The following is a 25,613-nucleotide window of genomic DNA, read 5'->3' as shown; positions in this document are numbered from 1 at the left end:
ATAGTTTATAGACGGCCGGTAAAGAGCAGAAGAAGTAGAATGACGATGATCAAGCCACTGACACCACTAGGCCCATATCCCCAACTCCTGCTATGCGGCCAGGCTGGAACAGATCCGATCAGGAAAAGAATTAAAAGTACCAGAATGATGAGGCTCATATTGATTTGCCATTTGGTAAGTCATTTTTTTTGAGTTCTTCTTTAAAAAAATTGTAGGAAGCAATAAATGCATGTTGCAATACTTCGATGTGTTCCATCATATTGTCCCAATGATCGGTGCTCGCGGTTTTCATTTCCTCTAATTTAGCGCGCATCTCATTTAATTTTTCATGAAGATTAATCATTTCTTTATCGTAAGCTGAACTCGCCTGTGCTGATTTATCTTTGATGGTTTTTTCCAAATCATCGAGAGTACGATTGAGTTCATCTAATTGGGAATGAATTTTACTAATGGTTGTTTCGCGTTGATCCATGATGATTTCCATTTTTATAGGTGAAGAATTGCTTCGAAGCAGGGATGTGGTCAGAAGAGTAAATTCAAATTTTTGAATATTCCCCGCGCTGGTATTTCCATTGTTGAATGTAATCAAAGTTATCTTGTATTTCGTCTGGATAAAGGCCATGATCAAATGGTATTTGTAGAGATTCCTCAAAATTTCGGACTTTTTTACTGTTGACGAAATAGGCGAGGGAGGTACCAAAGAGGGTTCCAATAAATGCGCCTGAGAATGCGCCGAAACACAATGCCAATATGCTTGAAGATAATATAGGTGCGGATACTGGATTGCCCAATACAGCGTGACAGAGCCAGAACGAGATTGCCCCTATCAGGCTGCCAGAGCAGATCCCATACATGCATCCTTCCATTAAAAGTAAAGGCGAATTGCCGGCAAAGTCTGGCATCGTGTCTAATGAGACCTTGCGTTCTAATTTGCGTCTTAATTGTGGATTGTCGTTGCGTTCCATAGCTGGCGTCCATTCCCCGAAAGCGTGATTGCAGAAATCGATGATTTATTTGCTGCTTGTATAAAAAAGGTCTAAAAAAAACCACAATGCCGGCTTATTGATGTCGAGAATGATTGATCAACTCTTTCATAGCGCCTATCGCGTCGGCAATGCTTCCCTCTAGTTTTTTGCATTGGTATTGCACTTCCTTTTGTTGCTTCTCAAACGGATTCGTTTTCTTATTGACAGCCCTTGATTGAGACAGGAAAGTAAACCTTTCCACCCTGATATTTTCTCCGATCTTATTCACTTAGCTTCTCCGTATTTGCATCTGGTTGGATATTGCATTCAAATTAGGTCATCTCGCTTATCAGGTCTGTACGTTGGCGAACGATCATCGTCTGTCGCTCTTCAGCACTTAACAACTTAGTGCTGAACGTCCAAATATTAATGTGCGTTGACGAACGGAAATTTCTTTAGTCTCAGTCCAAAATACGGACTGGAATTGAAGAAATTATTTCATTTAAAGGTCGATATGTCTTTTTTATCGCTAGAACAAAGTCGGCGTGATATTGCTATAGATTTTCTATTTTATGGATTTAATACGCTATTTTTGACATTGCTGCTTTGTGCAATATGTCCTTCAAATAAATGGCTAATGAGCCTTTTTTTGGTTGCGTTAGGTGTCGTCATTTCGAGTGCGGTAGAGTATTTATCTCATCGCTTCATTTTGCATGGTTTGAAGCCGTTCAGCGTCTGGCATCATCGCCACCATCAACAACCTAAATCGAGTATCGGCACGCCGACAATTGTGAGTGCAGCGCTCATCTTGGTTTTGATTTTTTTGCCAATGTGGCTTTTTACAACTTCCTTTTACGCGATCGCTATCACACTGGGTGTGGTTGTCGGCTATGGGGCTTACATCGTCACACATCATGCTACTCATCATTGGAAGGGACGCAATGGATGGCTGGTAAACAGGAAGCGATGGCATGCCTTGCATCATTGCGTGAATCCTGATTGCTGTTATGGCGTCAGCAGTTCTTTTTGGGATCATTTGTTCGCGACTGGAACGAAGAAGATAAAAGTCGAAAACAAGTACTGAATCATATTTTTGGTTTCGTTACTCTCATCTCAAAATTTTCTTACCTTTATTTCAGCCCAGATTACCTCGCTTAACCGGAGAGCATTATGAAAACGAAATTATGCCAAGTGGGAGGCAGATTTCTTTCTGTCTTCGTGGTTCTTGTAGCAATGTGTTCCGTGCCAGTCTTTGCGCAAAATATATTGACGCAGCAAAAATTAGATCAGTTACTGGCACCGATCGCATTGTATCCAGATGCCTTGCTGAGTCAGGTATTAATGGCCGCAACTTATCCGCTGGAAGTGACTCAGGCAGCCGCATTTGTGCAAAAAAATCCGCAATTGCATGGCGATCAGCTGGCGCAAGCCTCAGGTACAACGCAGTGGGATGTGAGTATCAGATCCCTGCTGCCGTTTCCTTCTGTATTGCTAATGATGGAGCAAAATTTGCCGTGGATGCAGCAACTTGGTGATGCTTTTTTAGGGCAACAGCAAGCGGTGATGGACACAGTCCAGGAGCTACGTAGCAAAGCCAGCCAGGCAGGGCATCTGCGCAGTGATCAGCAAGAGCAGGTTATTGCTGACAACGGCTATATCAGCATAGAACCAGGCACGTCGGATCAAATGTATGTTCCTTATTACAATCCCGACGTCGTGTATGGCAACTGGTGGTGGCCGGATAGTCCGCCAATTTACTGGCAACCGCCCATTGTTTATCGTTCGCCCGGCTATAACAATGAATTGATCAACGGCATGGCGTTTGGGATAGGAATAGGTATTGTTGGTTCCCTGTTTCTGGATGCACGTCCAGATTGGCATCGCCATCACATGATGGTATATCCTGAAGGCCAGCGCGGGCGCGCAGCGGGTGGCGGCAGCCCATGGCGGCACCAACCACAACATAGGCAAGGTGTTGCGTATAGATCCGATGATGTGAGGCAGCAGTTTGCGCCACAAAGATCTTCAACACCAAGTAGTGTAATGAGGGAAAATTTTCGTGGCAGGATTGCACCTGCTGTCGTAGCAGGGCCAGCTGCCGCTCCAATAAGGGGGCGGCCTGAAATAGCGCAGCCTCAGGCGTCTTTTCATCACATGACGAATCAGGCGGCGGCGCCGATCGAGGTTCAACGTTTGTCTGAGGCAAAACCTGTGCATCAATTACAGCGCACTAATATGGGTAACCCAGGTGCGCTTTTCCATCCTATGATGCCATCCGGTTCCAGACAAGAAAACCAGGCACATTCAGCTCGTGGTCAACAAAGCCTGGGACCCGCAGCGCATGCTGGGCCAGCCAGAAGAAATAAATAACGCCATCAGAAAAAGAGAAAAAGCCATGAAAACTCTACTCAACATCGTCCCCGTATCTGTCTTCGTATTGATCAATTTGCCTTTGTCAGTGCAAGCTACGGCAATAAACATCGGCGACCAGGCTATCATTGTGTATAACACTCCAGTTAGCAGAAAACAACTCACTTTTGCTACCCCTGAGGAGGCTGTTACCCAGTTAGTGGATGCATTACGGCAGAATGACCACGTGAGGGTACGAAAGATACTCGGAGAAAAAGCAATCCCGGAAGAATACTCCAGCGACAAGTTATTTAATCAAATGTCCTATGAGAAATTTTTACTCGCCTTTGATGAGAAAAACTCTCTAGATTTGCTGAGTAATGACAGGGCGATCATTATCGTTGGTGCGTTTGATTGGCCATTGCCGTTTCCGTTAGTAAAAAGTGGTACTCAATGGCATTTTGATGATGTGGCTGGTGCTCGCGAATGGAAAAATCGTCGTATCGGTAGCGATGAAATAGCCGCCATACAAGTTTCATTGGCCTATGCGGATGCTCAACGCGAATACGTTTTGATGGACCGAAATAGTGATGGGCTACTTGAATATGCACAAAAAATTGCGAGTACGCCGGGTAAACATGATGGACTGTATTGGGTCTCCGGCGAAAATGAGAGTTTATCGCCGATGGGACAGGCATTTGCCGATGCACATCAAAGTTTGCAGCGACGAATCCCCGCCGATAGTGGCCATGCTTATCACGGCTATTATTTCAAAATCCTCACTGCGCAAGGTAGCTCCGCTCCGGGCGGCGCTTTTAGCTATTTGTCAAAAGATAGAATGATAGGTGGTTTTGCACTCATTGCGTACCCTGAAAAATATGCAATTACCGGTGTCAAAAGTTTTATGATCAGTCATCAAGGCGTGGTCTATAGCAAAGACTTAGGTAGGAGAACACAGGCGTTGATGCCAAAAATCGTCACGTACAACCCGGATGCGAGCTGGACTAAAGAGTCTGATTAGAAAATTTTGGGTAATTAGTTGAATAAAAAAGAGCGGCCAATCGTAGCAATGGCCGCTTTTTTCATTCAATGATTAAAGCTTGGAAGGCGAGCTTATTGCACCCGTTTTTCGATGATGATTTGATCCACTTCGACACGGCGGTTAGGCTCCAGACATTCGATTAATTTTGCTTTTGATTTTTCAGAACATTGAACGATAGGATTGCTTTCACCTTTACCGATGGCACTCATTCTATTGCCAGCAACGCCTTTGCCCTCTAAATATGTCTTCACCGCATTTGCACGCTGTTCAGACAGCTTCTGGTTGTATTTTTGGGTTCCGATGCGATCGGTATAACCAGTAATGACGACGTTATCAATTTGGGTATTGGTGTTGAGTGCATCAGCAATGCCATCTAGTTTTGGTTGGTTATCAGCCAGACGAGCGCTATCAAAGCCAAATAGTTCTGTTGCTGACAGGTTGATTTTTTCAAATCGGGCTGGCGGCGGTGGGACAGGTATTGTGACTATTGGCGGCGTCGCAGTGACGTTGGGTGGTGGCGGTGCTGGTGGTGCCTGCGGCACTGGACGGCTTGGCGTCTTATCAAACGCATAGACTAATGCGAACGATAAAAAGCTGTTACTTGCTTGTTTGAAGCCAAAATCGGCTCCGCGCAAGTAAGCATGTACTTTGCGCCAGTCAGCTTGCAAGCTGAATTGATCGCTTAATACATATTGCACGCCAACACCGAGATTGGCATTTGGTGAGTAGCGGTCAGCGATTCCATTGGAAGAATTCATGCGATCTCGTTCAGCACCGATACCCATGACGATAAATGGTCGTAGTGCTTCGCGAGAGAATAAATACAGACCATCGATGCTATACGCGTTTTGGTAAAAGCGTTGATAACTGTTTTTGCTTTGTGTGAAGGTGGTGCCAAGTTGTATATCAATATTGTCGGAAACAGGTTTACCTATTCTGAGACCGGCACCGTAAGACGTTGAGCCCGGCCCAAAGCCATCATCGATATCAGCGGCGTGTAAGCTAGGCGCAATATACCAGGACGGATTATAGTCCTCAGCGACGGCGCCAGAGGTTAAAACCCCGGCACCAATGCTAAAGAGCGCAGTCAGCGCAATATTTATTTTTTTACGGGATTGCATAATAGCTTTCGAAGAAATAAAAAGACAAAAGGAAGAGACCAGCTGAATTGCTTCTGCGGTAAGTTCCTGCTTTTAATAAGTGATGAACACAGGGTGGTGCAACGCACCCCCTGTATGTCATCACAACATTCTTCATCGCACAGATTGCTAAGAATTTGTCGATATGTAGTGATGAAAATAAATGTATGACTAAGCTTAGTTTTTTGTTAGTTTTTGTTCGGTACGCTATCAGACAATGGTGTAGAAAAACCACATGAAATTGCGGTAATGGAAAGCGTGATTTATTTCTTAATTTCATTACCAATCACACCACCGACAACGGCACCGCCAACGGTACCAACGCCGCTACCGCCGGTAAGGACTGCGCCAGCAACCGCCCCTGCACCAGCACCGATGCTGGTATTTTTTTGTTGTGTAGTCATACCCGCGCAAGCACTCAAGCTAATGATTGTGATGGTCAATAGTACGCTAGTAGAAATGGTAGGAAGATATTTCATGATGAACTCCAGGAAAAGATAAAAAAATGAATACTAAAAAGGGACGTGATCGTAGATGTTAAGCATCAAGTGGCTGACCACGATGGTGTTCGTGAAGGTGCTTTGCCACTAAAATGTTGCCCACCTAATTCGGATAAAGTTTGATATTCCAGATATTTTTTCAATACATCTTGCTGCGCTTGTTCTAACAAAGCTGCGGCTTCTGCCTTGTTTTCCGTGATCAAACTACTGAAGCGGATTTCGTTATAAGCATAGTCTTGCAGCGGAATATCAGGCGCTAAAGAATCAAGACAAAATGGATTAACCCCGGCACTGATCAACGCAGGATTAAAGCGAAGTAGTGGCCAGAATCCACTTTTTACGGCCAGTTGTTGTTGTCGCATGCCATGACGCATATCAATGCCATGAGCAATGCAGTGGCTATAGGCAAGGATGATTGATGGGCCATCATAGGCTTCCGCTTCTCTGAACGCTAAAATACATTGTTGCGGGTTGCTTCCCATTGCCACTTGTGCGACATAGATGTTGCCGTAAGCGATGGCTTGCAATGCCAGATCTTTTCTGGCGACTCGCTTACCCGCGGCGGCAAATTTTGCAACTGCACCTAAAGGCGTGGCTTTAGAGGCTTGACCGCCAGTATTGGAATAGACTTCGGTATCGAGCACCAGAACATTCACATTTCTGCCACTGGCTAAAACGTGATCCAGTCCGCCAGAGTCGATGTCATACGCCCAGCCATCGCCACCGACCAACCAGATACTGCGCCTGACCAGATGATCAACGAGTGACAATAGATTACGTGCCTGATCAGAATTAAGCCGATGAAGAATCTTTTTTAAACTCGCGATGCGCAGTCTCTGCTGTTGAATTTCAGATTCTTCAATTTGTCGGGCAGCGAGGATGTCGCTGACAAGTTGATCGCCTATTTGTTGCGTCATCATTTTCAGGATGTCTTGTGCCATCGCTAAATGTTTGTCAGCCGCGAGCCTGAACCCGAAACCAAATTCGGCATTGTCTTCAAACAGAGAATTTGACCATGCTGGACCTTGTCCTTTTGCATTCAAAGACCAAGGGGTAACAGGTAAATTGCCGCCATAAATGGAAGAGCAACCTGTTGCATTCGCAATTTGGGCACGATCTCCGAATAACTGCGATAATAATTTAAGATACGGCGTTTCGCCGCAACCGGCACATGCACCCGGAAATTCAAATAAGGGTTGCAGAAATTGGACACCACGTACGTTATCAAAGTCGACCAGGGAACGACTGTTAATGGGGATCGTTTCAAAAAAACGCAAATGTTCTTTGGCATTTTCTAATATTGGTGCTTTTTCTACAAGGTTGATGGCCTTTGATGTAGTGTCCGATTGTGTGACGACAGGACAGGCTTCAACACACAGTCCGCAACCAGTGCAGTCTTCCAGATAAACATCCAGACTAAAGCGCTCTTCCGGATAACCGCGCGCATTGATAGCAGCTGTTTTAAAATTGGCTGGCGCACCAGAGAGTTGATCCTGATTATAAAATTTTGCCCGAATGACGCTATGAGGGCAGACGATAGAGCATTGCCCGCACTGAATACAGGTCTCTGCATCCCATTCGGCGACCCAATCTGAGATATTACGTTTTTCAAAAGAGGCTGTACCGGACGGAAAACTACCATCGGCCGGCATCACACTGACGGGGATGCTGTTGCCTTCCTGGCGTAACATTTTGGCAGTCATTTTTTGAATGAAAATAGGTGCACCAGGTGGCACAGCAGCGATCAATTCCAGCGAGTTGCTTACTTTGTCTGGTATCTTGACTTCATGCATGTTGGCGATTGCCATGTCGACTGCGGCATGATTTTTCTCAACTGTGCCAGCACTTTTTCCGCCATAGCTACTGCTAATCGCGGCTTTTATGTGCGCTATCGCCGTTGCCACTGGTAATACTTCACTCAGCGCAAAGAAGCAAGTCTGTAATATCGTATTGGTCAGGTTACCTAGCTGCGCTTTTTCTGCAATTGCTTGAGCGTCGATGACAAATACTTTCAATTGTTTATTGATGATGCTCTGTTGCACAGACCGCGGGAATTGATCCCACACCGTGCTTGCAGAGAAAGGGCTATTCAATAAAAATGTCGCCCCCGTTGCTGCCAGACCTAGTAAGTCTTGCCGGAATAAAAAATCAAAGTGATGGCAGGCGACAAATTCTGCAGAGCTAATCAGATAGGGGGCATGGATTGCTTCGTGTCCATAACGTAAATGAGAAACAGTTTGCGCCCCGGATTTGTGTGAATCGTACACAAAATAACCTTGGGCAAAGAAGCCAGCGCTTTCTGCCAGTATTTTGACGGTATTTTTATTAGCACCCACGGTGCCATCTGCTCCCAGGCCATAAAAGACCGCGCTTCTATTTTTGTCAGGAATCGCAAATTGCGCATCAAAGCTAAGGCTAGTATGTGAGAGATCGTCATCAATGCCAACCGTAAATCCGTTTTTAGGTTCCACTTTTTGTAGCTCAGCAAAGACCGCCATGGCCATGCCGGGAGAAAAATCTTTTGAACCCAGACCATATCTGCCGCCAATGACTTTTGGCATGGTGCCGCGTTTGCCGCTCGTGTAGTCTTGGGCAATGCTGGAGATTACGTCAAGATATAAAGGCTCACCACTGGCACCAACTTCTTTGCATTGCTCTATGACAGCGATACCTTTGACGCTATCCGGGAGACAGGCAAGGAAATGCGAAGCAGAAAAAGGGCGGAATAAACGAACCTGAATGACACCAATTTTTCTGCCGTTCTGGTTCGCCAGCTTGACGGTCGCTTTCACTGTCTCAGCACCAGAACCCATTACAATGATGACGTGTTCTGCATCTGCCGCGCCAGTGTATTCAAATAAATGATAATGGCGACCGGTAAGGGCAGCAAATTGCACCATGACTGATTCACAAATGTCTGGCAAATCTGCATAGTAGGGATTGACTGCTTCTCGCGCTTGAAAAAATGTATCTGGGTTTTGTGCTGTCCCACGAATAAATGCATGTTCAGGATTTAATGCGCGCGCTCTATGTGCCAGAATCAGGCGATCATCGATCATGGCGCGTATTTGCTCATTGCTTAACAAAATGAGTGTATTGAGTTCATGCGAGGTGCGAAAACCATCAAAGAAGTGCAGCACTGGAACGCGCGACATTAAGGTCACCGCCTGCGCAATCAAGGCTTGATCATGTGCTTCTTGTACTGAAGCGGAAGACAATAGCGCAAAACCGGTGGTTCTGACGGTCATGACATCCGAATGGTCGCCAAAGATCGACAATGAAGACGTTGCTAATGAACGCGAAGCAATATGAAAAACCGCACAGGTCAATTCGCCAGCGATTTTTATCATGTTTGGCAGCATCAGCATCAGCCCTTGGGACGACGTAAACGTGGTTGTTAATGCCCCTGACTGTAATGCACCGTGAACCGCACCAGCGGCGCCACCTTCACTTTGCATTTCTTGTACTACCGGTACGTTGCCCCATATATTGGTGATACCTTTGGCTGACCATTCATCGGCCAGTTCTGCCATGGTGGAGGAGGGCGTAATTGGAAATATAGCGCAAATTTCATTCACCCTATATGCGATATGTGCCACTGCAGTATTGCCATCCATGGTCGTATATTTGCTCATGATGTTCTTTCCCGGAATTTTGTCCCGTTATTTTGTGTGAGCTGAGTCTGTTGCTTGTTTTAGCAATCAGACTGAACAAGATCCTGCATCATTTCCATCGCATGACTAGGACAATGATCAACGCACACGGCGCAACCAGTGCACAGATTCAGATTGACCTGGTAGGTTGGGGTCTCTGCGTGTTTTGAGATTGCGGTTTCCGGGCAGGCGGCGTAACAACTGTCACACTCAAAGCAATTACCACAAGATAAACAACGTTTTGCTTCATGCAGTGCCTCGGACGGTGTTAGTGTGCTGATGACCTCGTCAAAGCTCACTAGCCGCTCTGAACCTTGAAGCTCTTTCTCTTCTAACGAAACTGCCGGACTGTAGACGGGCAAGCGCAACATATCAAAACTCACAACAGGGTGTTTTTTATATGCCTCGTATTTGGTTTTACGTAGCCATGCATCCATATAGGCAGCAGCTTTTTTGCCCATGCCAGTCGCGGCTGTGACGCTATGTTGACCATCGGTGGCATCACCACCGCTAAAAATGCCGTCCACTCCCGTCATGAATTGACGATCAATATGAATATTTCCGTGAGGACTGCGTTGAATTTGCGGTACTTTTTCTAAAAAACCACTCGCACAATCCTGACCTATCGCCAGCACTAAGGCATCTGACGGAATATCTTCAAATTCGCCGGTACCTATAATATTTCCGTGTTCATCCGTTTGCATTTTTTCGACCTTTACGTGGTCTGCAAAGACTTCAGCAACGCCCCGCATCCAGGCGAAGCGTACACCTTCGCTTACGGCTTCTTTCACTTCAAACGGTAGCGCACTCATATGCGCGGCATCACGTCGATAGACGATGATGGTGTCATCTGCTCCAAGGCGTTTTAAAGTGCGCGCCGCATCAATGGCGGTGTTGCCACCACCTAAAACCACCATCTTGCGGCCAATCCGTGGAATTTCTTCTTCATCAAAGTGGTGAAGCAGGGTGATCGCATCCATGACCTTTCTGGTATCTCGCGTTGGAATATCGATGTGTTTAGAAATTCCGGCGCCTATCGCAACAAACACAGCATCAAAATTGCCTGCCTTTTGTTCTTCGACAAGATCACTGACCGCATGGTTTAAAATGATGCGAATACCGATTTCTTGTAATCGATTAATTTCGGCTGCAACAATATCGCGTGGCAAGCGATAAGCTGGTATCCCATATTGCAACATACCACCCGGCAATCCGTTTGAGTCATGAATCTCCACTTCATGCCCACGCATATGCAAATGATAGGCTGCGGACAAGCCAGCTGGTCCTGCACCGATGATCAGGATGCGCTTGCCAGTAGGTGACGCATCAAATGGTAAGTGCCATTTTTGTGCTATCGCTAAGTCACCGAGATAGCGTTCTACCGAATGAATACTGACGGCGCTATCCAGTTCATTGCGATTGCATTTGCTCTCACAAGGGTGGTAGCACGCACGCCCATGTATGGCGGGGAACGGATTGTCTTTGACGATGTCCTCCCACGCCAGTCGATCGTGACCGGCTTGCGCATGTGCCAGCCATGCCTGAATATTTTCACCAGCGGGGCAAGCTTCATTGCAGGGTGGCAGCAAATCGACATAAATTGGATGTTGTGTCCGGCGAGGACCAACGCCAAGTGATTTTGCCAAATTTACTTCCGGGGTCAGGTCTTGTAGTATCGAAGAGCGCATATTGAATTGCCTTTACTGTACTTGTCTGATTTTGTTCAGCTTGCTTGCCGTTCCGGCAGCGCCTTACTACCGGTTTCTTTAATAAAACAAGCCATGACGATGGCGGCAACGATACCTACAATGCCAACGGTACCTGCCTGTTGAAACGTTTCCAAAGTCATCGGTGTGTCGCCAGATAAATGGTTTAACAGCCAGCCATAAGCTGGAGCCATCAAAGCACTTAACGTGAAAACCAGAAAATTGATCGCGCCAGTTGCACTACCTTTGACTTTGTCCGGATTTAATTCTTTGATCATGGTGTACGGAATCATCGCTGCACCCGAGCCTAAGCCGAGTAACAGCCCTGGCCAATAAGCTGGCAGGAGTTCTCGTGGTGCGTAAAGAATCACCAAAGAGATCGCCAGCATAAATACGCCGCCAGCGATCAACACTGGTTTTCTGCGACCAATCACATCGGTCAGATAGCCGAGTAAAGGGCAACCAATCACCCAACCCAACGGAACCATGGATACTTGTCTGACCGCTTCATTAAATTCAAGGTGCGAAGCCACGCGTAAGAATGGGACGCCCCAGATCATGTCTCCGATCGTTGTCGGCAAAAATAAGAGCCCAGCACTAAAGCCGCACAAATATGATTGCGGATTCGTCAGGACTATTTTGTAGGGCGCAAACATTGCCCACAAAGAGGTTTTTTCAGAAACGGGTGAAGACTCAGAACGTGGAGTGAGTACCATCATGATGACAGCGACGATAAAGCAAGCAATACCGGCATCGATCCAGAATTGTTGCCACGTTATGATGCCGTGTATCAAAGGCGCGACCAGGAATTGCCCTGCTGAACCACCCAGCATCCCAACGCATTGAGTAAAACCAATTGCCGTTGCCAGATATTTTCCGGGAAACCCATGTGTTGCCAGATACACTGCACCAGTAAAGGCGAATGCCCCGCCAGTCCCTTGCAGCAGTCTGCCAAATTCTGCCGATAATGAAGAACCCCATCCGAATAAAATTGAACCAGCTGCCAGCATTGCTATCCCGGCAGGTACCACAAGTCTGGCACCGAAGCGATCCAGAAAAGCGCCTGCGATCAGAGCGAATAGAGAATACGTGTAATAGTACAACCCGATTAAGGTGCTGATGCCTAATGCGGTCAAAGAAAATGCTTGCGTCAGCTCCGGCAACATCACACCGGGCGCCGAACGCATCGCGTACTGCGCAAAATAAAAAGTCAGGCAAAACAACCATGCAACGATAAATTGAATTTGTACTTTACTGCTGACAACTGGTTGCATTAATACACTTTTTTTGCTGCTGCTCAAACCTGTTACCTGCGGAGTCGCGTTAGAAATGAATGTGGGGTCAGTAGACATCAGAACTCCTGTAAGCAAAAGGGTGTAGCCCGAATCACTTAACTTTATTTGGATAGGTGTGTGTCATCTGTACGCCACCGAACTTGATGTCTAAAAAATGTCTGTACTCTGAATCCTTTTTCTAACGTGGGTTGTCGCACAGATGAAAAGATAGCTGTTGAGCAAAATGTTCTTTCCGGACAGAACACGAATTTGTGACGTTCAAATCTACTTGAAAGGTTTTATATGCAAAGCGAACATTCTGCAATTTACGTATTTAATACGCACAGTGATGCCGAAGACGCGATAAGAGCCTTGGGGAAATCAGGATTTGATGTCAAGAAACTGTCCTTAATCGGTAAGGGGTATCACAGTGAGGAACATCCGATTGGCTTTTACAGTACCGGCGACCGAATTAAATCCTGGGGCGGTATTGGTGCATTCTGGGGCGGAATCTGGGGCTTGTTAGTAGCACCGGCAGTATTTGTTTTGCCAGGTCTTGGGGTAGTAGCGATGGCTGGCCCCATTGTTACCACCATTGTTGCTGCATTAGAGGGGGCAGTCGTGATTGGCGGCATATCCGCAGTTGGTGGCGCATTATCAATGATTGGAGCATCTAAGGATGAATTGATCAAATACGATACAGCAGTCAAAGCGGATAAATTTGTATTGATCGTTCACGGCGATGCAGAAGATGTATTGCGCGCAAAAAATGAACTGAGCAATTCCCGGGCTGTGGTTGATCTCCAGTGACAAAATAAGACTATTTAGTTTGACTGCCGCTACACCGTCAAACGTGTTTGCGGCAGTCAGAAAATATCGGGATGAATGCATTGTTTTGCTCAAAATACAGCGCAATTTCAGCTATTTCATAGGAGGTCGTTATATTTATTTTAGTTTCAATATAACTTTCTTGCTTACCGGTGTTCTGCGGATAAGTTTTTGTACAGGTTGTTGTGTGGCCTCACTTAATTGAAAAATGGAGACGTGGGCTGATAGGGCTGTCGCCAATGTTTGCAAATGCGATGCAGCGCTTGCAGCCTCTTCGACCATCGCCGCATTCTGTTGAGTTACCTCGTCCATTTCATTAATTGCTCTGTGCACTTCGTCAATACCGGTACTCTGTTCCTCGCTGGCTAACATTATTTCACCCATAATATCGGTTACCTTTTTGACGCTCCCGACAATCTCTTCCATGGTGCTACCAGCCTCTGTCACCAGTTTGCTTCCCATCTCGACTTTTTCCACAGAATCACCAATCAGGATCTTAATTTCTTTGGCAGCCGCCGCGCTTCTTTGTGCAAGATTACGTACCTCGGTAGCCACCACGGCAAAGCCGCGACCTTGATCGCCAGCACGTGCTGCTTCCACAGCGGCATTTAAGGCGAGGATATTTGTTTGAAATGCGATGCCATCAATAACGCCGATAATATCGACGATCTTTTTAGCTGAGTTGTTGATGGACTCCATCGTATGGACCACTCGCGCTACGACGGCACCGCCTTTGACAGCCACATCCGATGCAGAAAGCGCTAACACATTTGCCTGTTTAGCGTTCTCAGCATTCTGTTTGACAGTCGAGGTTAGCTCCGTCATTGAGGTCGCAGTTTTTTCTAAAACTAAGGCTTGTTGTTCTGTACGGATTGATAAGTCCTGATTGCCTGAGGCGATCTCAGAGGAACCGTCATAGATTGCATTCGTAGTACTTCGCACTTCGCTCACTATCCTGACCAGACTCTCACGCATTTCACTCATGGCAGCCAGTACACTGCTATGATCATTGCTGGCGATATGAATTTCTGCCGCCAAATCACCAGCGGCGATATTTTGTGCAATAGAACTGGCATCACGAGGTTCGCCGCCCATTGCCCTGGTAATTGTTCTGGCAATAAATGTAGCGACAATAGCACCAAAGACGATTGCACCGAGACACATTATTAGCATTAAGGTCTGAAAACCATTCGCAGTTTTTCTGGCCGAAGCTGATTCAACACGATTTAAATTTTCTTCGTAGTCGATCAGTTTATTTATCCGCGCCAGCCATTCTACAAATGCAGGTTTAGCTTCGTTGAGCAGCAATAGTTTTGCTTGGTCAAAATCACCCGACTTACGCAGCGAGATTACCTGGTTGATCAATGGAAGGGTGCGTGCTTCAGTTTCTTTTATACTGCTCAGTATTTGCTTTTCATCATCGCTAATTTTTTTTGAACCTGTAAATAGCGTATCCAGCGGGCCGGCAGACTTATTATAATCAGCTGCGAGACTCGTGATCCGTTCTGTAACCACCTGTAGTTCAGTATCAGTAGGCACTAATACGACATCGCGTAAGGCAATTGCGCGGTCATGAACGCTGCCGCGAAAATTGATGGCATAACGCTGCTTTACACTATTGAAGTCACCAATAGTAATCAGCCCTCGGGCAATTGAATTTACTTCGCCAACACCGATCGTCGTAACGACGCACAGTAAGGCCAAAATGACACCAAACCCAAGCCAGAGTCTGCCTCTGATGGTCAGACCATTTGCGATATTGGAATTCATATTAAGACCTTGGAAATGAGTATGCTGTGAACGAATTGCTTTCGTTCAAAATCGGATGCAAGCAAGTAAGCAGAGGAAAATTACTCGTACGTCTCGTTGCGGATTGTGTTGAATGATAATTCTTAAGGCAGCTGCGGACTGGAGTATGCCCTAATTCATTCAAGTTCACCTGAGGCGTGAAATAAACAGCGAGTTTAATAGGACTTACACAAATTTATCCCTGATAACAATAAAACCTGAAAAAGTAGCATATCAAAAAACTTTGTTTTTCTATTGTCGTCGTGGTCATGTCAAATTAGAATAATTTTGCATAAATCCTAGTGAATCTTGCTCATTGAAACAAGTAATACCTTATCTTTTAATTCTGGAAATTTTCGTACCTTCGACACTGATGCTGACCATTAAGCCTTGCTGATCAAAGATAAAGGCGTAAGCGTCATCTTTGAGACTCGAAGTAGAGAAATTTTTTGCAGCACCTTCATTCATTACAACAACAGTGGGTCCAACGCCTACTTCCCATCCCTTTGCTTCACGGATGCTTTGCTCGACACGATCGCTCATTAAGAAAATCACGTATCCGTATGATTGAGCACCAGCTTGCCAGCCCCATGAAGCCGAAACGGAGTTGAAGTATTCATTCATTTGGCCGCTTTTGAGCAAAACGCCTTCGCCAAAACTTCCGCCAAATACCAGGCCAGCTTTGACTATCTTAGGAAATACCAAAATTGAACGGGCTTTTTTTGACAATTCAAGTGCTGTAGGATTGCTGTGATAAAGCGCTTTTAAAGACTCATTTGCCTCAAGATTGAGTTCTGCTGCGGTGCTTGCAGCGTAGGCCTGATTGATCCCACCGGCGAAAAACAGGCTGGCGAACACAAGGGCGGCGGTTTGATAAATAGAACGTAGTTGTTTGTTCATGATGTTATTTTCCTTGTTGTAGCCAATATATAGAGGTTGAAGTGTCTTTACTCCTCAAAGTAAAGACACTTGAATTCTTTATTTAGCAGTAGATTTACAGGCTGTTGCTGTATTTTTTGCGGCTTTGTCACAGGATTTCATTGCGTGATCAGCGCATACTTTTGCCTCTTCCACTTTGTTTTTCGCAAGGTGTGATGCTGCATCCAGATGATGTGAGGCTGCTTCAGTATGATCGTTAGCTGCTTGTTCGTGTAAGCTTACTGCTTCGCTATTTGTTGTCATTTTTATTTCTCCAGTTTGGTTAGTAAGAAAATTTGTATGCCGATCAGCGTTTTGGCACACTCATAGCGTAGTGGACTATCTGTTTCATTTCGGTGCGTTATCGAACATATTCTCAATGCGTTACCGTGTTGCTTTTTAGACGGTAAGGTGAATGCAACCGGCACTGCATTCGCAGTTTGCCGAAACCTAATTCGCTCCCACTGGAGTCCGAAGAAATTCTAAACGTAGTTGATGTGGTTGCTTGTCGTCAACCAGATCAATATGTAATTTTTCAGACAATATCCCATCGAAATACAATTTGGAGATTTGCTCCGGATCGTCGTGAACTGTGACGTCAATGTGGTAGTCAGTGTCGCAATAGCGATAATCGAGTTGATAGCCGTTCCAACTCAGGCGTAAGCACGGTGAAATGTGTAGTTCCGTATTGCGGCGATGGATGCCGAGCAATGATTCCATCATAAACGTGTACATCCATCCCGCAGAACCTGTATACCAGGTCCATCCACCGCGTCCTATGTGGGGTGCAACGCCATAGACATCGGCGGCAATCACATAGGGTTCCACTTTGTAGACTTGGATTGCGGTAGGTGTATTGCCATGGTTGATCGGGTTGATAATGTCAAACGCCTCCCAAGCGTGATCGACTTCACCTAGTTTGGCAAATGCCATTCCCGCCCAAATTGCGGCATGCGTATATTGCCCCCCATTTTCACGTACCCCAGGCACGTAACCTCGGATATAGCCAGGATTTTGTCCGGACTGATCAAATGGTGGATCTAGTAGTTGAATAATCCCTTTTTCTTTGTTGACGAGTCGTTGATACAGAGATTCCATTGCTTGCTTTCTATGCGCCGGATCACCTGTTGAGGTCAAAACGGACCAACTCTGAGAGATCGAATCGATCTGGCATTCAGCATTTTTTGTTGAACCTAAAGCACTTCCATCATCAAAGTAAGCGCGCTTATACCAAGCTCCATCCCACGCCGCCTTATCAATTAACCCTGCAATTCGTTTCGCCTGATCCTCGCAATGCTTGGCGTAGACGTCGTCTTCTTTCTGTAGTGCCAGCGTAGAAAATTGCATTAAGACTTCATGCAGAAAAAAGGCGAGCCAGACACTTTCGCCTTTACCTTCATTACCAACTTTATCCATACCGTCGTTCCAGTCACACGAGCCCATTAAAGGTAATCCGTGTGACCCAAAGCGTAAGCCATGCTCTATGGCTTGTACGCAGTGCATGTATAAGGTTGCTGTTTGCTGTGAACGGGACGGCTGATCATAGTAAGAATCCTCGTCGGAGCTGAGCGCACGACCTTCAATAAATGGAATTTTGACGTCTAAAATGCCGGTGTCGCCACTGTTGTTGACGTAGCGGGAAACTGCTAAAGGTAACCATAAATAATCGTCAGAACAATGTGTACGCACGCCTCTTTGTGTTGGTGGATGCCACCAGTGCTGCACATCGCCCTCAATGAACTGATGGGCGGCGCATAACAAGATCTGTTCTCTGGCTAATTGATGTGCTGTATGCGCCAGCGCCATAGTGTCCTGCAATTGATCTCTGAAGCCAAATGCGCCGCCAGATTGATAGTAGCCACTTCGTGCCCATAAGCGGCAAGCTATCGTTTGATAAAGTAACCAGCCATTTGCCAACACGTTGAGGGCAACATCTGGTGTCGTCACTTTGATAATACCTAAGGTTTTTTTCCAGTATTCTCTGACTTCAGCTAACGAGCGTGCCGCCGCATCGGCGTTCAGATAATGCCGCATTAACGTTTCGGGCGAACTTGATGATTGATCCGTTGCCCCTAAAACGAAAATCAATTCCTTTTGTTGACCGGGATTTAAATCAAAAGCAATCTGTAGCGCAGCACAAGGATCGTAAGCTGCACCCACCTTGCCAGATAGATAGCCCTTACTCATTGCCGCCGGATCATATAAATTGCCATTACGTCCGATAAATTCAGCGCGATTACCGGTAACAGAGCAATTGCTGCTGTTGACGCTAAAGAAGGCTACTCGTCCAGGGAAATCTGTATTGTAAGAATTGCGAGCGCAAATGCCGTTGTGGCTGGCATTCATTTCTGTGACGATATGCATTGCCGATTTATTTGATAAATCTGCCAATACCCATTCAACATAGCCTGTGACGGAAAGTTGTCTATGCAATTGTGATTCGTTGATAATTTTGAACACCACGTACTTGATCGGTGCGTTCAAGGCGACATAAATGGTCAATTCAGTATGAATCGCTTCTTCTGTATGCGTAAAAACACTGTATCCAAAACCATGCCGTACGTAATATTCGCCATTGCCGCAGTGGGGAAGAGCGGTCGGCGACCAGAATTTGCCGGTTTCTTCATCGCGTAAATAAAATACTTCCCCACCCATATCGGTCACCGGATCATTGTTCCACGGTGTCAGCCGGAATTCATGTGCATTTTCTGACCAGGTGTATGACTGACCACTGTTGGAAATGATGCTCCCGAACATAGGATTCGCCAATACATTGACCCAAGGTGCAGGGGTAGACAAGCTATGACTATTTGTGATCAGGTATTCTTGGCCATCGTCCGAGAAACCACCAATACCATTTTCAAATTGACGTGACGGCTCCTTTTCTGCGGGTACCTCTGAAATTGATGGTAAATAAATTTGCTTCTTTTTGATTGGAATAAGATTTCCAGGACGGATATCCGCCAGGTCACGGCGATTTAATTGCTCTAAAAGCGAACCGCGATGATCATTCAAAATGATACGTGCCACCGATTGAAATAAGATTCTGTCTTCATTTGAAATTTGATCGATAGAGCGCACAAAAATGCCGCCCGGTTTCTCTAAGGCGTGCGTTCCGATCACCGATGAAATTAGCCCCAGAATCTGATCTTGAAGAACTTGTCTATAATTGGCGTGATCTTCGTTCCAAATGACCAGATCGACCGCTAAACCTCTTGATTGCCAATAGGCGTGGGCTTGTATCAGTTGGCGCGCCAGTTCTATATGTTCCTGACTGCTAATTTGCAATAAGACAATCGGCACGTCACCTGAAATAGCGTAGCTCCAGAGCGCAGATTGACCTCGATGGTTCTGCATCAGAATATCTTCGCTGGCACGCAGCAGAGGATTAACGTAGATCACAGAATTCGCCAGTCGCGCATAGAGTTGCGCGTCTTTTTCACTGATATTTAATTGACGGAGTACAACCTGACTGTGAGTCCAAGACAAGTCGACCACGCGTTCAGCCAAATGTTGGTCCTGATATTTTTCTATGAGTGCCAGACACGTCTCGCGTGTTTCTGCGATGCCAGTGACGATATCGATGGTCGCAGTTTGTTCTGGGTTTAAGGTAAGTTGATAGCGAATGGCGACAATGGGATCAAGCACTGAACCGGCACTATTCGACAAGGGGCCAGAATGCTTCATGGCATTGGGGTAGGTGCAAGTATTGTTACGGCCAATGAATTGCAGCCGGTCAGTTTCGTAAGAAACTTCATCGGCATTTACACCATGTAGCGCCATTAAATGAAACATCGTTGGCACTTGCTCGGTGCTGGAGCGGGGACGGCGTACGCATAAAATAGCCGCTTGTTCAGGCAGTATTTCGGTTTGGACAAATAATTTACTAAAAGCCGGATGCGAATTATCGGCAGCAGGCAAGGCCAATACGACTTCTGCATAGCTAGTGAATTCTATCGTCCGTCGCCGCCCTGAACGGTTAATGATACGGGTACGACGCAATTCAATATCGTCTTCTGGTGAGACGACAATTTCAGTATGTAAGTCGATATTATTATCGCGCCGGCGAAATTCAGCCCGACCTTCAGAAAATACAACTTCATATTGAGGGGAATTGACCAGGCTTGGCTGAAAAGCGGTAGACCAGAAACGTCCTGTTTCAACGTCACGCACGTAACAAAAGCTGCCCCAGTCATCACAGGTGCTATCTTCCTTCCAGCGAGTCACAGCCATATTATTCCAACGACTGTAACTACCTCCGGCGCTGGTCACCATGACATGATAATGTCCATTGGAGAGCAGTTGCACTTCTGGTGTTTTAGAATTCGCTTGTGAAATAACCCGTAGTGGGGTGGTCTCTTCGTTGGTGCTACTGCGGATATCAGCCAATTCTGTGGTGTTGGCATACTTCGCGGTTACTTTAGGCACGCGCTCATAGAGTAAAGGTATGGTTGCTTTGAGTAAGGGATCGGACTCAAACAGTGCTTGCAGAGGTTGGTCTAATAATAGATACGCTAAGGACAATAAGCCCATACCTTGATGGTGTGACATAAACGAATGGATCAAGGTGTGATCCTGACCACGGGGCAAGCGTGATGGCGTGTAATCTATCGCCTCAAAAAAGCCAAAAGCGCCACAAAATCCAACCGCTGCCATTTGCATCAGGTTCTCGCATGCAGCTTCAGGTTCAACCATCAACGCCATCATAGAAGCATAAGGCGCAATGACCAGGTCATCACCCAGACCGCGTTTAAACCCGAGGCCAGGTACGCCAAACGCGCGATATTGGTAGTTTAGATTAGTATCAAAAGCGTTGTAACCAGATTCAGAAATCCCCCACGGTACGCCGCGCTGGAAGCCATACTCAATTTGTCGTTTTACAGCTGCATGGTAGGTTTGTTCCAGTAGCGTATGCTCAAACGTAGGCATAATCAGCAGCGGCATCAAATATTCAAACATTGAGCCACTCCACGATAGCAAGATAGGTTCACTACCGGCGATCGTGAGTTGACGCCCCAACGCAAACCAACTTTCTTGTGGAAGCTGACCTTGAGCGATACCAATAAAACACGCCAACCTCGCTTCCGAAGCCAGTAAATCATAACGACTGACATCGCAGCGTCGTTCATTGATGTTGTAACCTATCGACAATAAATGGGTGGTCGTGTCGTATAAAAAATCGTATTGCACCTCAGAAAAAGTGGTCGCCATGTCGGCTAAACGATGTATTTCAGCGATACGCAATTCGGCCCGGTGTTGCGCTTCAATGATTAATGCAGTCCACGAGCTATTTTTTTCCTCATCCTGATCATACTGATGTACCGCCAGACTATCTGCCATTGTCTGATGATGGACGCAACTTAAATTCGCCAATTGCTTTAAGCTAGGTATTCCCTTTAATTGCGGAAAGTGTTCAAAGCAAACTGGAATTTGTGCATCGCTGATCCATGGTGCCAGATAAAGTATTTCGCCGACCTGACTTTGACATTGGCTTAGTAAGGCAGTACTCCAGATTGAAACATCAGGATTGACCGGCTGCCCTAGTGAGCTGGTTCTGGATTCTTCAATCAGAGAAATTAAATTGTTGAGATCGCAGTAAGTGGTATGCAAACATAGCGGGCGCGTTTGTAAAAGTTGCATCAGCTTGTCGTTTATGACCGAAATCACAGGGGAGAGAATCCCATTCAACGCCTCTGTCAGTGCTTCAAACGTATCGTAGAGCCCTTGATATAAGCGAGGATGAAGAATCGGTTGCTCAATTAAGTCTATCAATGCAGGGCGTAACGTAAGCAGATGCCCAGATAAATTTCCGCTATCCACCGTTGACACGTACATCGGTTGTAAAGGAGTCAGCGTGAGGGTGTCGTACCAATTATAAAAATGGCCTTTATATCTGTCTAATACTTTCATGCTTTGAAACGTATTATTGGTACGTGTAAGAAGTTGTCCTGCACAGATATAAGAAAATTCGAAAGCAACGACATTTGCCAATAAAGACAAACCAATATTGGTAGGAGATGTACGATGCGCGACAACTGCAACTGGATCCAATTGCACGTTATCTGGTGGCAGCCAATGATCTTGCGAACCCACATATGTCTCGAAGAAGCGCCAGGTTTTTCTGGATAGCAGATGCAGAAACGTATTTTGTGTCGCAGTAAGCTGTTGAATCTCGCGTATTTTGGGTAAGCTGATCCAGTAAGCAAGGAGAGGTGAAAATAGCCAACAAAGGATAAAGGGGGCGCATGCGGAGACGCTACTGTTCATGTCTGATGTGAGGACGATAAATAGCACACCCGCTAACATCGGACCAATCCACATCTTTTTTAAGGCGTAAAGAAAGCTATTCTTGCCTGATAGCATATCCAGGTGAGACGGGTTCCATTCGAGTAAGTGTTGATGCGAATATAAAACACGCCATTGTGTACGCAGGATGGCATCGGTATTTACCCATGCCTCATAAGGCAAAAAACAGAGGTGTAGAAACGCATACGTCAGCTGTAGCTTCGTATTTTTAATTAAGGCGACGAGATGCTGATATAGCAGAATATCTGTCGGTTTCTTGAATAAATTTAATATAAAGGAGGAGATCGATGGAAACGCCAATAAAATTACCAGCGCCCAGGACCAAAATCTGGGGCTGATCTGTGATGAGAGTAATAGCCATCCAACGAGCAAAAACAAGATCTGAGCCAGAGGCGTGACACTACGCCGTAAATTGTCAAATAATTTCCAGCGAGAGAGATACGAAAGTGGATTTTGGCACGTCTTTTTTGCATCGGAATTTTCTGTCAAAGAGCCTGGGACATTTTTCAACATCCACGAAGCTATTTGCCAGTCACCACGCACCCAACGGTGGCGGCGACGCATATCAGTAAGATAGCTAGCAGGATAGGCTTCGATCAATGGAATATCACTAAGCAGGCCCGCGCGCGCATAGCAACCTTCTAAAAGATCATGGCTTAAAATCCGATTTTCTGGCATTCGGTTCGCAAGTGCCTGCTCAAAAACATCAACGTCATAGATACCTTTGCCGATGAAGGATCCTTCATTGAATATATCTTGATACACGTCTGACACCGTTCTGGTGTAGGGATCAATTCCCACATCCCCGCCATACAATAATTCATACCTCGATGCATGCAAGGAGGGGATGCCTACGGTGATACGGGGTTGTAAAATTCCATATCCCTCTGTCACCCGACAAAGATGATCGTCGTATTTAGGCTTGTTTAATATATGCGCCATTGTCGCAACAAATAAGGAGGCGGCGTCACGTGGCAATTCGGTATCTGTATCGAGCGTGATCACGTACTTTATTTTAGCCAAACCGCTGGTGTCACCCACCACCAGAGAAAATGCATTGCCGCTCAAATCGCGCAAGTATGCATTCAGGCTGGCTAACTTGCCGCGCTTACGCTCAAATGACATCCATTTGTTTTCTTGCGGATTCCAGATTCGTGGCCGGTGAAAGAGTAAAAAATAAGAACCACCTGTACGCGGATACTTTATATTTAATTGCTCGATATGGTGGGTTGCCCGTTCCAGTAAAGCATCATCTGAAGCGAGTTTTTCCAGATCTGCATCCGAAAAATCCGTCAGCAAGCCATACTGTAGATGAAAATCCTGGTTTGCCAGAAAGCGTACTTCCATGGCATTACATAATTCATCTATATTTTCGGTGCTAAACAACATGGTAGGCACTACCACCAGACAACTACATTGTTGCGGAATTCTCTTTGAAAAATCCATCCGTGGCAGCGAATGCGGTACGGCCATCAGAGTGGCTAACCAATTGATAACGGAGACAGAAAATTGGCTGGCAACTAAAACACAAACGATAGAAAATGCGACCAACAAATATGATTTATCTTTCAGATCAATCGCCGGCAACACAAGGCATGTTGTGACGATAAGGCTTAACAATACAATGCTGCCTGTATAGATGAGAAAAGCATGTTTTTTTGTACTGCGGCAAATTTTCTCCCATAAACTAAGCTTCACATGTGCCACATCTTCGAGTGTTGGCAAACCCTGATCAATCAAAAAAAAGCCAATGTGCGAGCGACGATCATGTGGAACCTGTTTAATCAATTCTTTGTTGGCTAAATCCAGTGCGGCTTTTGCGACATCGACTTCAGATAATTCACTTTGCTTTGCGATGCTTTCTACAACATGGCGATAACGGTCACGCGTTGCAAAATCCATATGTAGATAAACTTGTGCCGGATCCTGTTGTAAGACTTTGTCCACCGCGCTCATACTTTCAACAAATTCACGCCAATCCATCGCGCTAAGTAGCCGTAAACTGCCAATGCTATTGCTGATCGAAATTTGATCCGCGGCTTGCTTTTGCGATTCCTGCTGAACTAATTTTTCTATCGTTTGCCCTGTTTCAGCAAGACGTTGTGACAACCAATTCAAGGGCAAAATTAATGTTGGCGCCTGACCTTGCAGACGTCTTACCAGCTCAGCGACAAATGAACTATCCAGTGGCGGGTGTGAGCGTGACATGTCAGCCACCAATAGAATCAGATTGCTGGGATCCTTCTCGGCGGTGGTAATCATGGCATCCGCCCAGACAATCGCGAGTTTGCGATTTTCTTGCGTAGTCGCCAGGCGCGCGGCCACGCGGCGGAGGTTTTCTATCAAAGCTAGTCTTAGCATGATAGGAATCGCCCACAACTCGCCTAGCTTTAAGGTGGAGATGACTTGATAAGCCATAATAAAGTGGCGCAAATTTTCAGGGTCGATGCGCCCATCGCCATGCGATATCGTTTCTAAAGCAATTCCATACACCCGTGGTTTCCCGGTGCAATTGCCAGTCGAAAGGCAGGGCAGCTCTTTACTGTAATTTTTAGGAAGATGATGTTTGGCTGTTCTGATCTGGTCTTCGATGAGATAAAAATTATCCAGTAACCATGCCGCGGCCGGAGTGACTTGGTGACCATCTTTGATTACTTCGGTCAGCAGACCACAGGTAGTGACGATAACTTCTTCGTTATTTGATAAACGTGATAGAAGCTGATCTGAATGGAAAGTGGGACTCAGTACATGGCCTATCGCGAGAATTCTTCCATGTTGTTCCATCTGTAGCGCGCTAAACAGTTCAGCCCGTAACGGTGATTCCGTCGTGTTTTGTTGTCGATGCGAACGGAACCATAGACGCTTCATGAGCCAGTTAGTGCGCAAGCTGTAAAAACCATCGGAAAGGTATTGTTGGATAGTTTTCAAATGGCACGCTACTTTCTTTTGACGATGAGTTAAATCTCGATATCACGGTATTGATTGCGGGGGGAACCACACATTTTATTGATCTTAGAGCAATGACCGAAGCTTGTAGGTACGCTGACGTACATAGTGGCTCGGAATGAAGAACAGATCGAAAGTAGATCGAAAGCAGATGGATAGCACTAGGTGCGGCATCGTACAGATACGATATGCCAGTCCA

The 25,613-nt window shown here is 45.9% G+C and carries 16 protein-coding genes; 4 read left to right on the top strand and 12 right to left on the bottom strand.

Annotated features, from left to right (window positions below; genetic code table 11):
- Positions 1-5: 5 nt before the first annotated feature.
- The 3 genes from H8K32_RS14820 to H8K32_RS14810 form a co-directional block, all read right to left on the bottom strand.
- Positions 6-158 carry a DUF3309 family protein gene (locus tag H8K32_RS14820; protein ID WP_186913319.1) on the bottom strand — a complete coding sequence of 51 codons (153 nt, stop codon included), beginning with the start codon at positions 156-158 and terminating at the stop codon, positions 6-8.
- Positions 155-472 carry a WXG100 family type VII secretion target gene (locus tag H8K32_RS14815; RefSeq protein ID WP_186913318.1) on the bottom strand — a complete coding sequence of 106 codons (318 nt, stop codon included), beginning with the start codon at positions 470-472 and terminating at the stop codon, positions 155-157. Before H8K32_RS14815 ends, H8K32_RS14820 begins: the two co-directional genes overlap by 4 nt.
- A gap of 64 nt (positions 473-536) precedes the next feature.
- Complete coding sequence (locus H8K32_RS14810) at positions 537-965, bottom strand: hypothetical protein (RefSeq protein WP_186913317.1); 429 nt, start codon at positions 963-965, stop codon at positions 537-539.
- 484 nt (positions 966-1,449) lie between these two features.
- Between H8K32_RS14810 and H8K32_RS14805 the strand changes: the two genes are divergently transcribed.
- From H8K32_RS14805 to H8K32_RS14795, 3 genes are all read left to right on the top strand, one after another.
- Positions 1,450-2,049, top strand: a complete 600-nt coding sequence (locus H8K32_RS14805) for a sterol desaturase family protein (RefSeq protein WP_186913316.1) — start codon at positions 1,450-1,452, stop codon at positions 2,047-2,049.
- An 86-nt stretch (positions 2,050-2,135) separates the two neighbouring features.
- The gene (locus H8K32_RS14800; RefSeq protein WP_186913315.1) at positions 2,136-3,335 is read left to right on the top strand and encodes a DUF3300 domain-containing protein; all 1,200 of its coding nucleotides are present in this window, start codon (positions 2,136-2,138) and stop codon (positions 3,333-3,335) included.
- A gap of 25 nt (positions 3,336-3,360) precedes the next feature.
- The gene (locus H8K32_RS14795) at positions 3,361-4,335 is read left to right on the top strand and encodes a DUF2950 domain-containing protein (RefSeq protein ID WP_186913314.1); all 975 of its coding nucleotides are present in this window, start codon (positions 3,361-3,363) and stop codon (positions 4,333-4,335) included.
- Between the two features lie 92 nt (positions 4,336-4,427).
- On the opposite strand, the gene H8K32_RS14790 is transcribed toward H8K32_RS14795, so the two are convergent.
- From H8K32_RS14790 to H8K32_RS14770, 5 genes are all read right to left on the bottom strand, one after another.
- Positions 4,428-5,477 carry an OmpA family protein gene (locus H8K32_RS14790; RefSeq protein WP_186913313.1) on the bottom strand — a complete coding sequence of 350 codons (1,050 nt, stop codon included), beginning with the start codon at positions 5,475-5,477 and terminating at the stop codon, positions 4,428-4,430.
- Between the two features lie 281 nt (positions 5,478-5,758).
- Positions 5,759-5,974: a glycine zipper 2TM domain-containing protein gene (locus tag H8K32_RS14785; protein WP_186913312.1), complete on the bottom strand. Its 216-nt coding sequence runs from the start codon at positions 5,972-5,974 to the stop codon at positions 5,759-5,761.
- 65 nt (positions 5,975-6,039) lie between these two features.
- On the bottom strand, positions 6,040-9,630 hold the full coding sequence (gene nifJ / locus H8K32_RS14780) for a pyruvate:ferredoxin (flavodoxin) oxidoreductase (protein ID WP_222613128.1): 3,591 nt from the start codon (positions 9,628-9,630) through the stop codon (positions 6,040-6,042).
- Between the two features lie 59 nt (positions 9,631-9,689).
- Positions 9,690-11,336 carry an NAD(P)-binding protein gene (locus H8K32_RS14775; RefSeq protein ID WP_186913311.1) on the bottom strand — a complete coding sequence of 549 codons (1,647 nt, stop codon included), beginning with the start codon at positions 11,334-11,336 and terminating at the stop codon, positions 9,690-9,692.
- Positions 11,337-11,371: 35 nt separating this feature from the next.
- The gene (locus tag H8K32_RS14770; protein ID WP_222613127.1) at positions 11,372-12,706 is read right to left on the bottom strand and encodes an MFS transporter; all 1,335 of its coding nucleotides are present in this window, start codon (positions 12,704-12,706) and stop codon (positions 11,372-11,374) included.
- 225 nt (positions 12,707-12,931) lie between these two features.
- Between H8K32_RS14770 and H8K32_RS14765 the strand changes: the two genes are divergently transcribed.
- Positions 12,932-13,438: a DUF1269 domain-containing protein gene (locus H8K32_RS14765; RefSeq protein ID WP_186913310.1), complete on the top strand. Its 507-nt coding sequence runs from the start codon at positions 12,932-12,934 to the stop codon at positions 13,436-13,438.
- Between the two features lie 135 nt (positions 13,439-13,573).
- Here H8K32_RS14765 and H8K32_RS20610 read toward each other — a convergent pair whose 3' ends face one another.
- From H8K32_RS20610 to H8K32_RS14745, 4 genes are all read right to left on the bottom strand, one after another.
- Complete coding sequence (locus tag H8K32_RS20610; protein ID WP_186913309.1) at positions 13,574-15,226, bottom strand: methyl-accepting chemotaxis protein; 1,653 nt, start codon at positions 15,224-15,226, stop codon at positions 13,574-13,576.
- 351 nt (positions 15,227-15,577) lie between these two features.
- Positions 15,578-16,144, bottom strand: a complete 567-nt coding sequence (locus H8K32_RS14755; protein WP_186913308.1) for a lipid-binding SYLF domain-containing protein — start codon at positions 16,142-16,144, stop codon at positions 15,578-15,580.
- Between the two features lie 78 nt (positions 16,145-16,222).
- A complete protein-coding gene (locus H8K32_RS14750; protein ID WP_186913307.1) occupies positions 16,223-16,426 on the bottom strand; it encodes a hypothetical protein in 204 nt (67 codons plus the stop codon).
- A gap of 186 nt (positions 16,427-16,612) precedes the next feature.
- A complete protein-coding gene (locus H8K32_RS14745; RefSeq protein ID WP_246447381.1) occupies positions 16,613-25,396 on the bottom strand; it encodes a glycoside hydrolase family 94 protein in 8,784 nt (2,927 codons plus the stop codon).
- Positions 25,397-25,613: the final 217 nt, after the last annotated feature.

Origin of the sequence: Cognatundibacterium jejuense (genome assembly GCF_014284255.1) — a bacterium.
Classification (GTDB): domain Bacteria; phylum Pseudomonadota; class Gammaproteobacteria; order Burkholderiales; family Burkholderiaceae_D; genus Undibacterium; species Undibacterium jejuense.
Note: the sequence above shows the minus strand (reverse complement) of the source record. Positions and strands in the feature narration are given on the sequence as shown.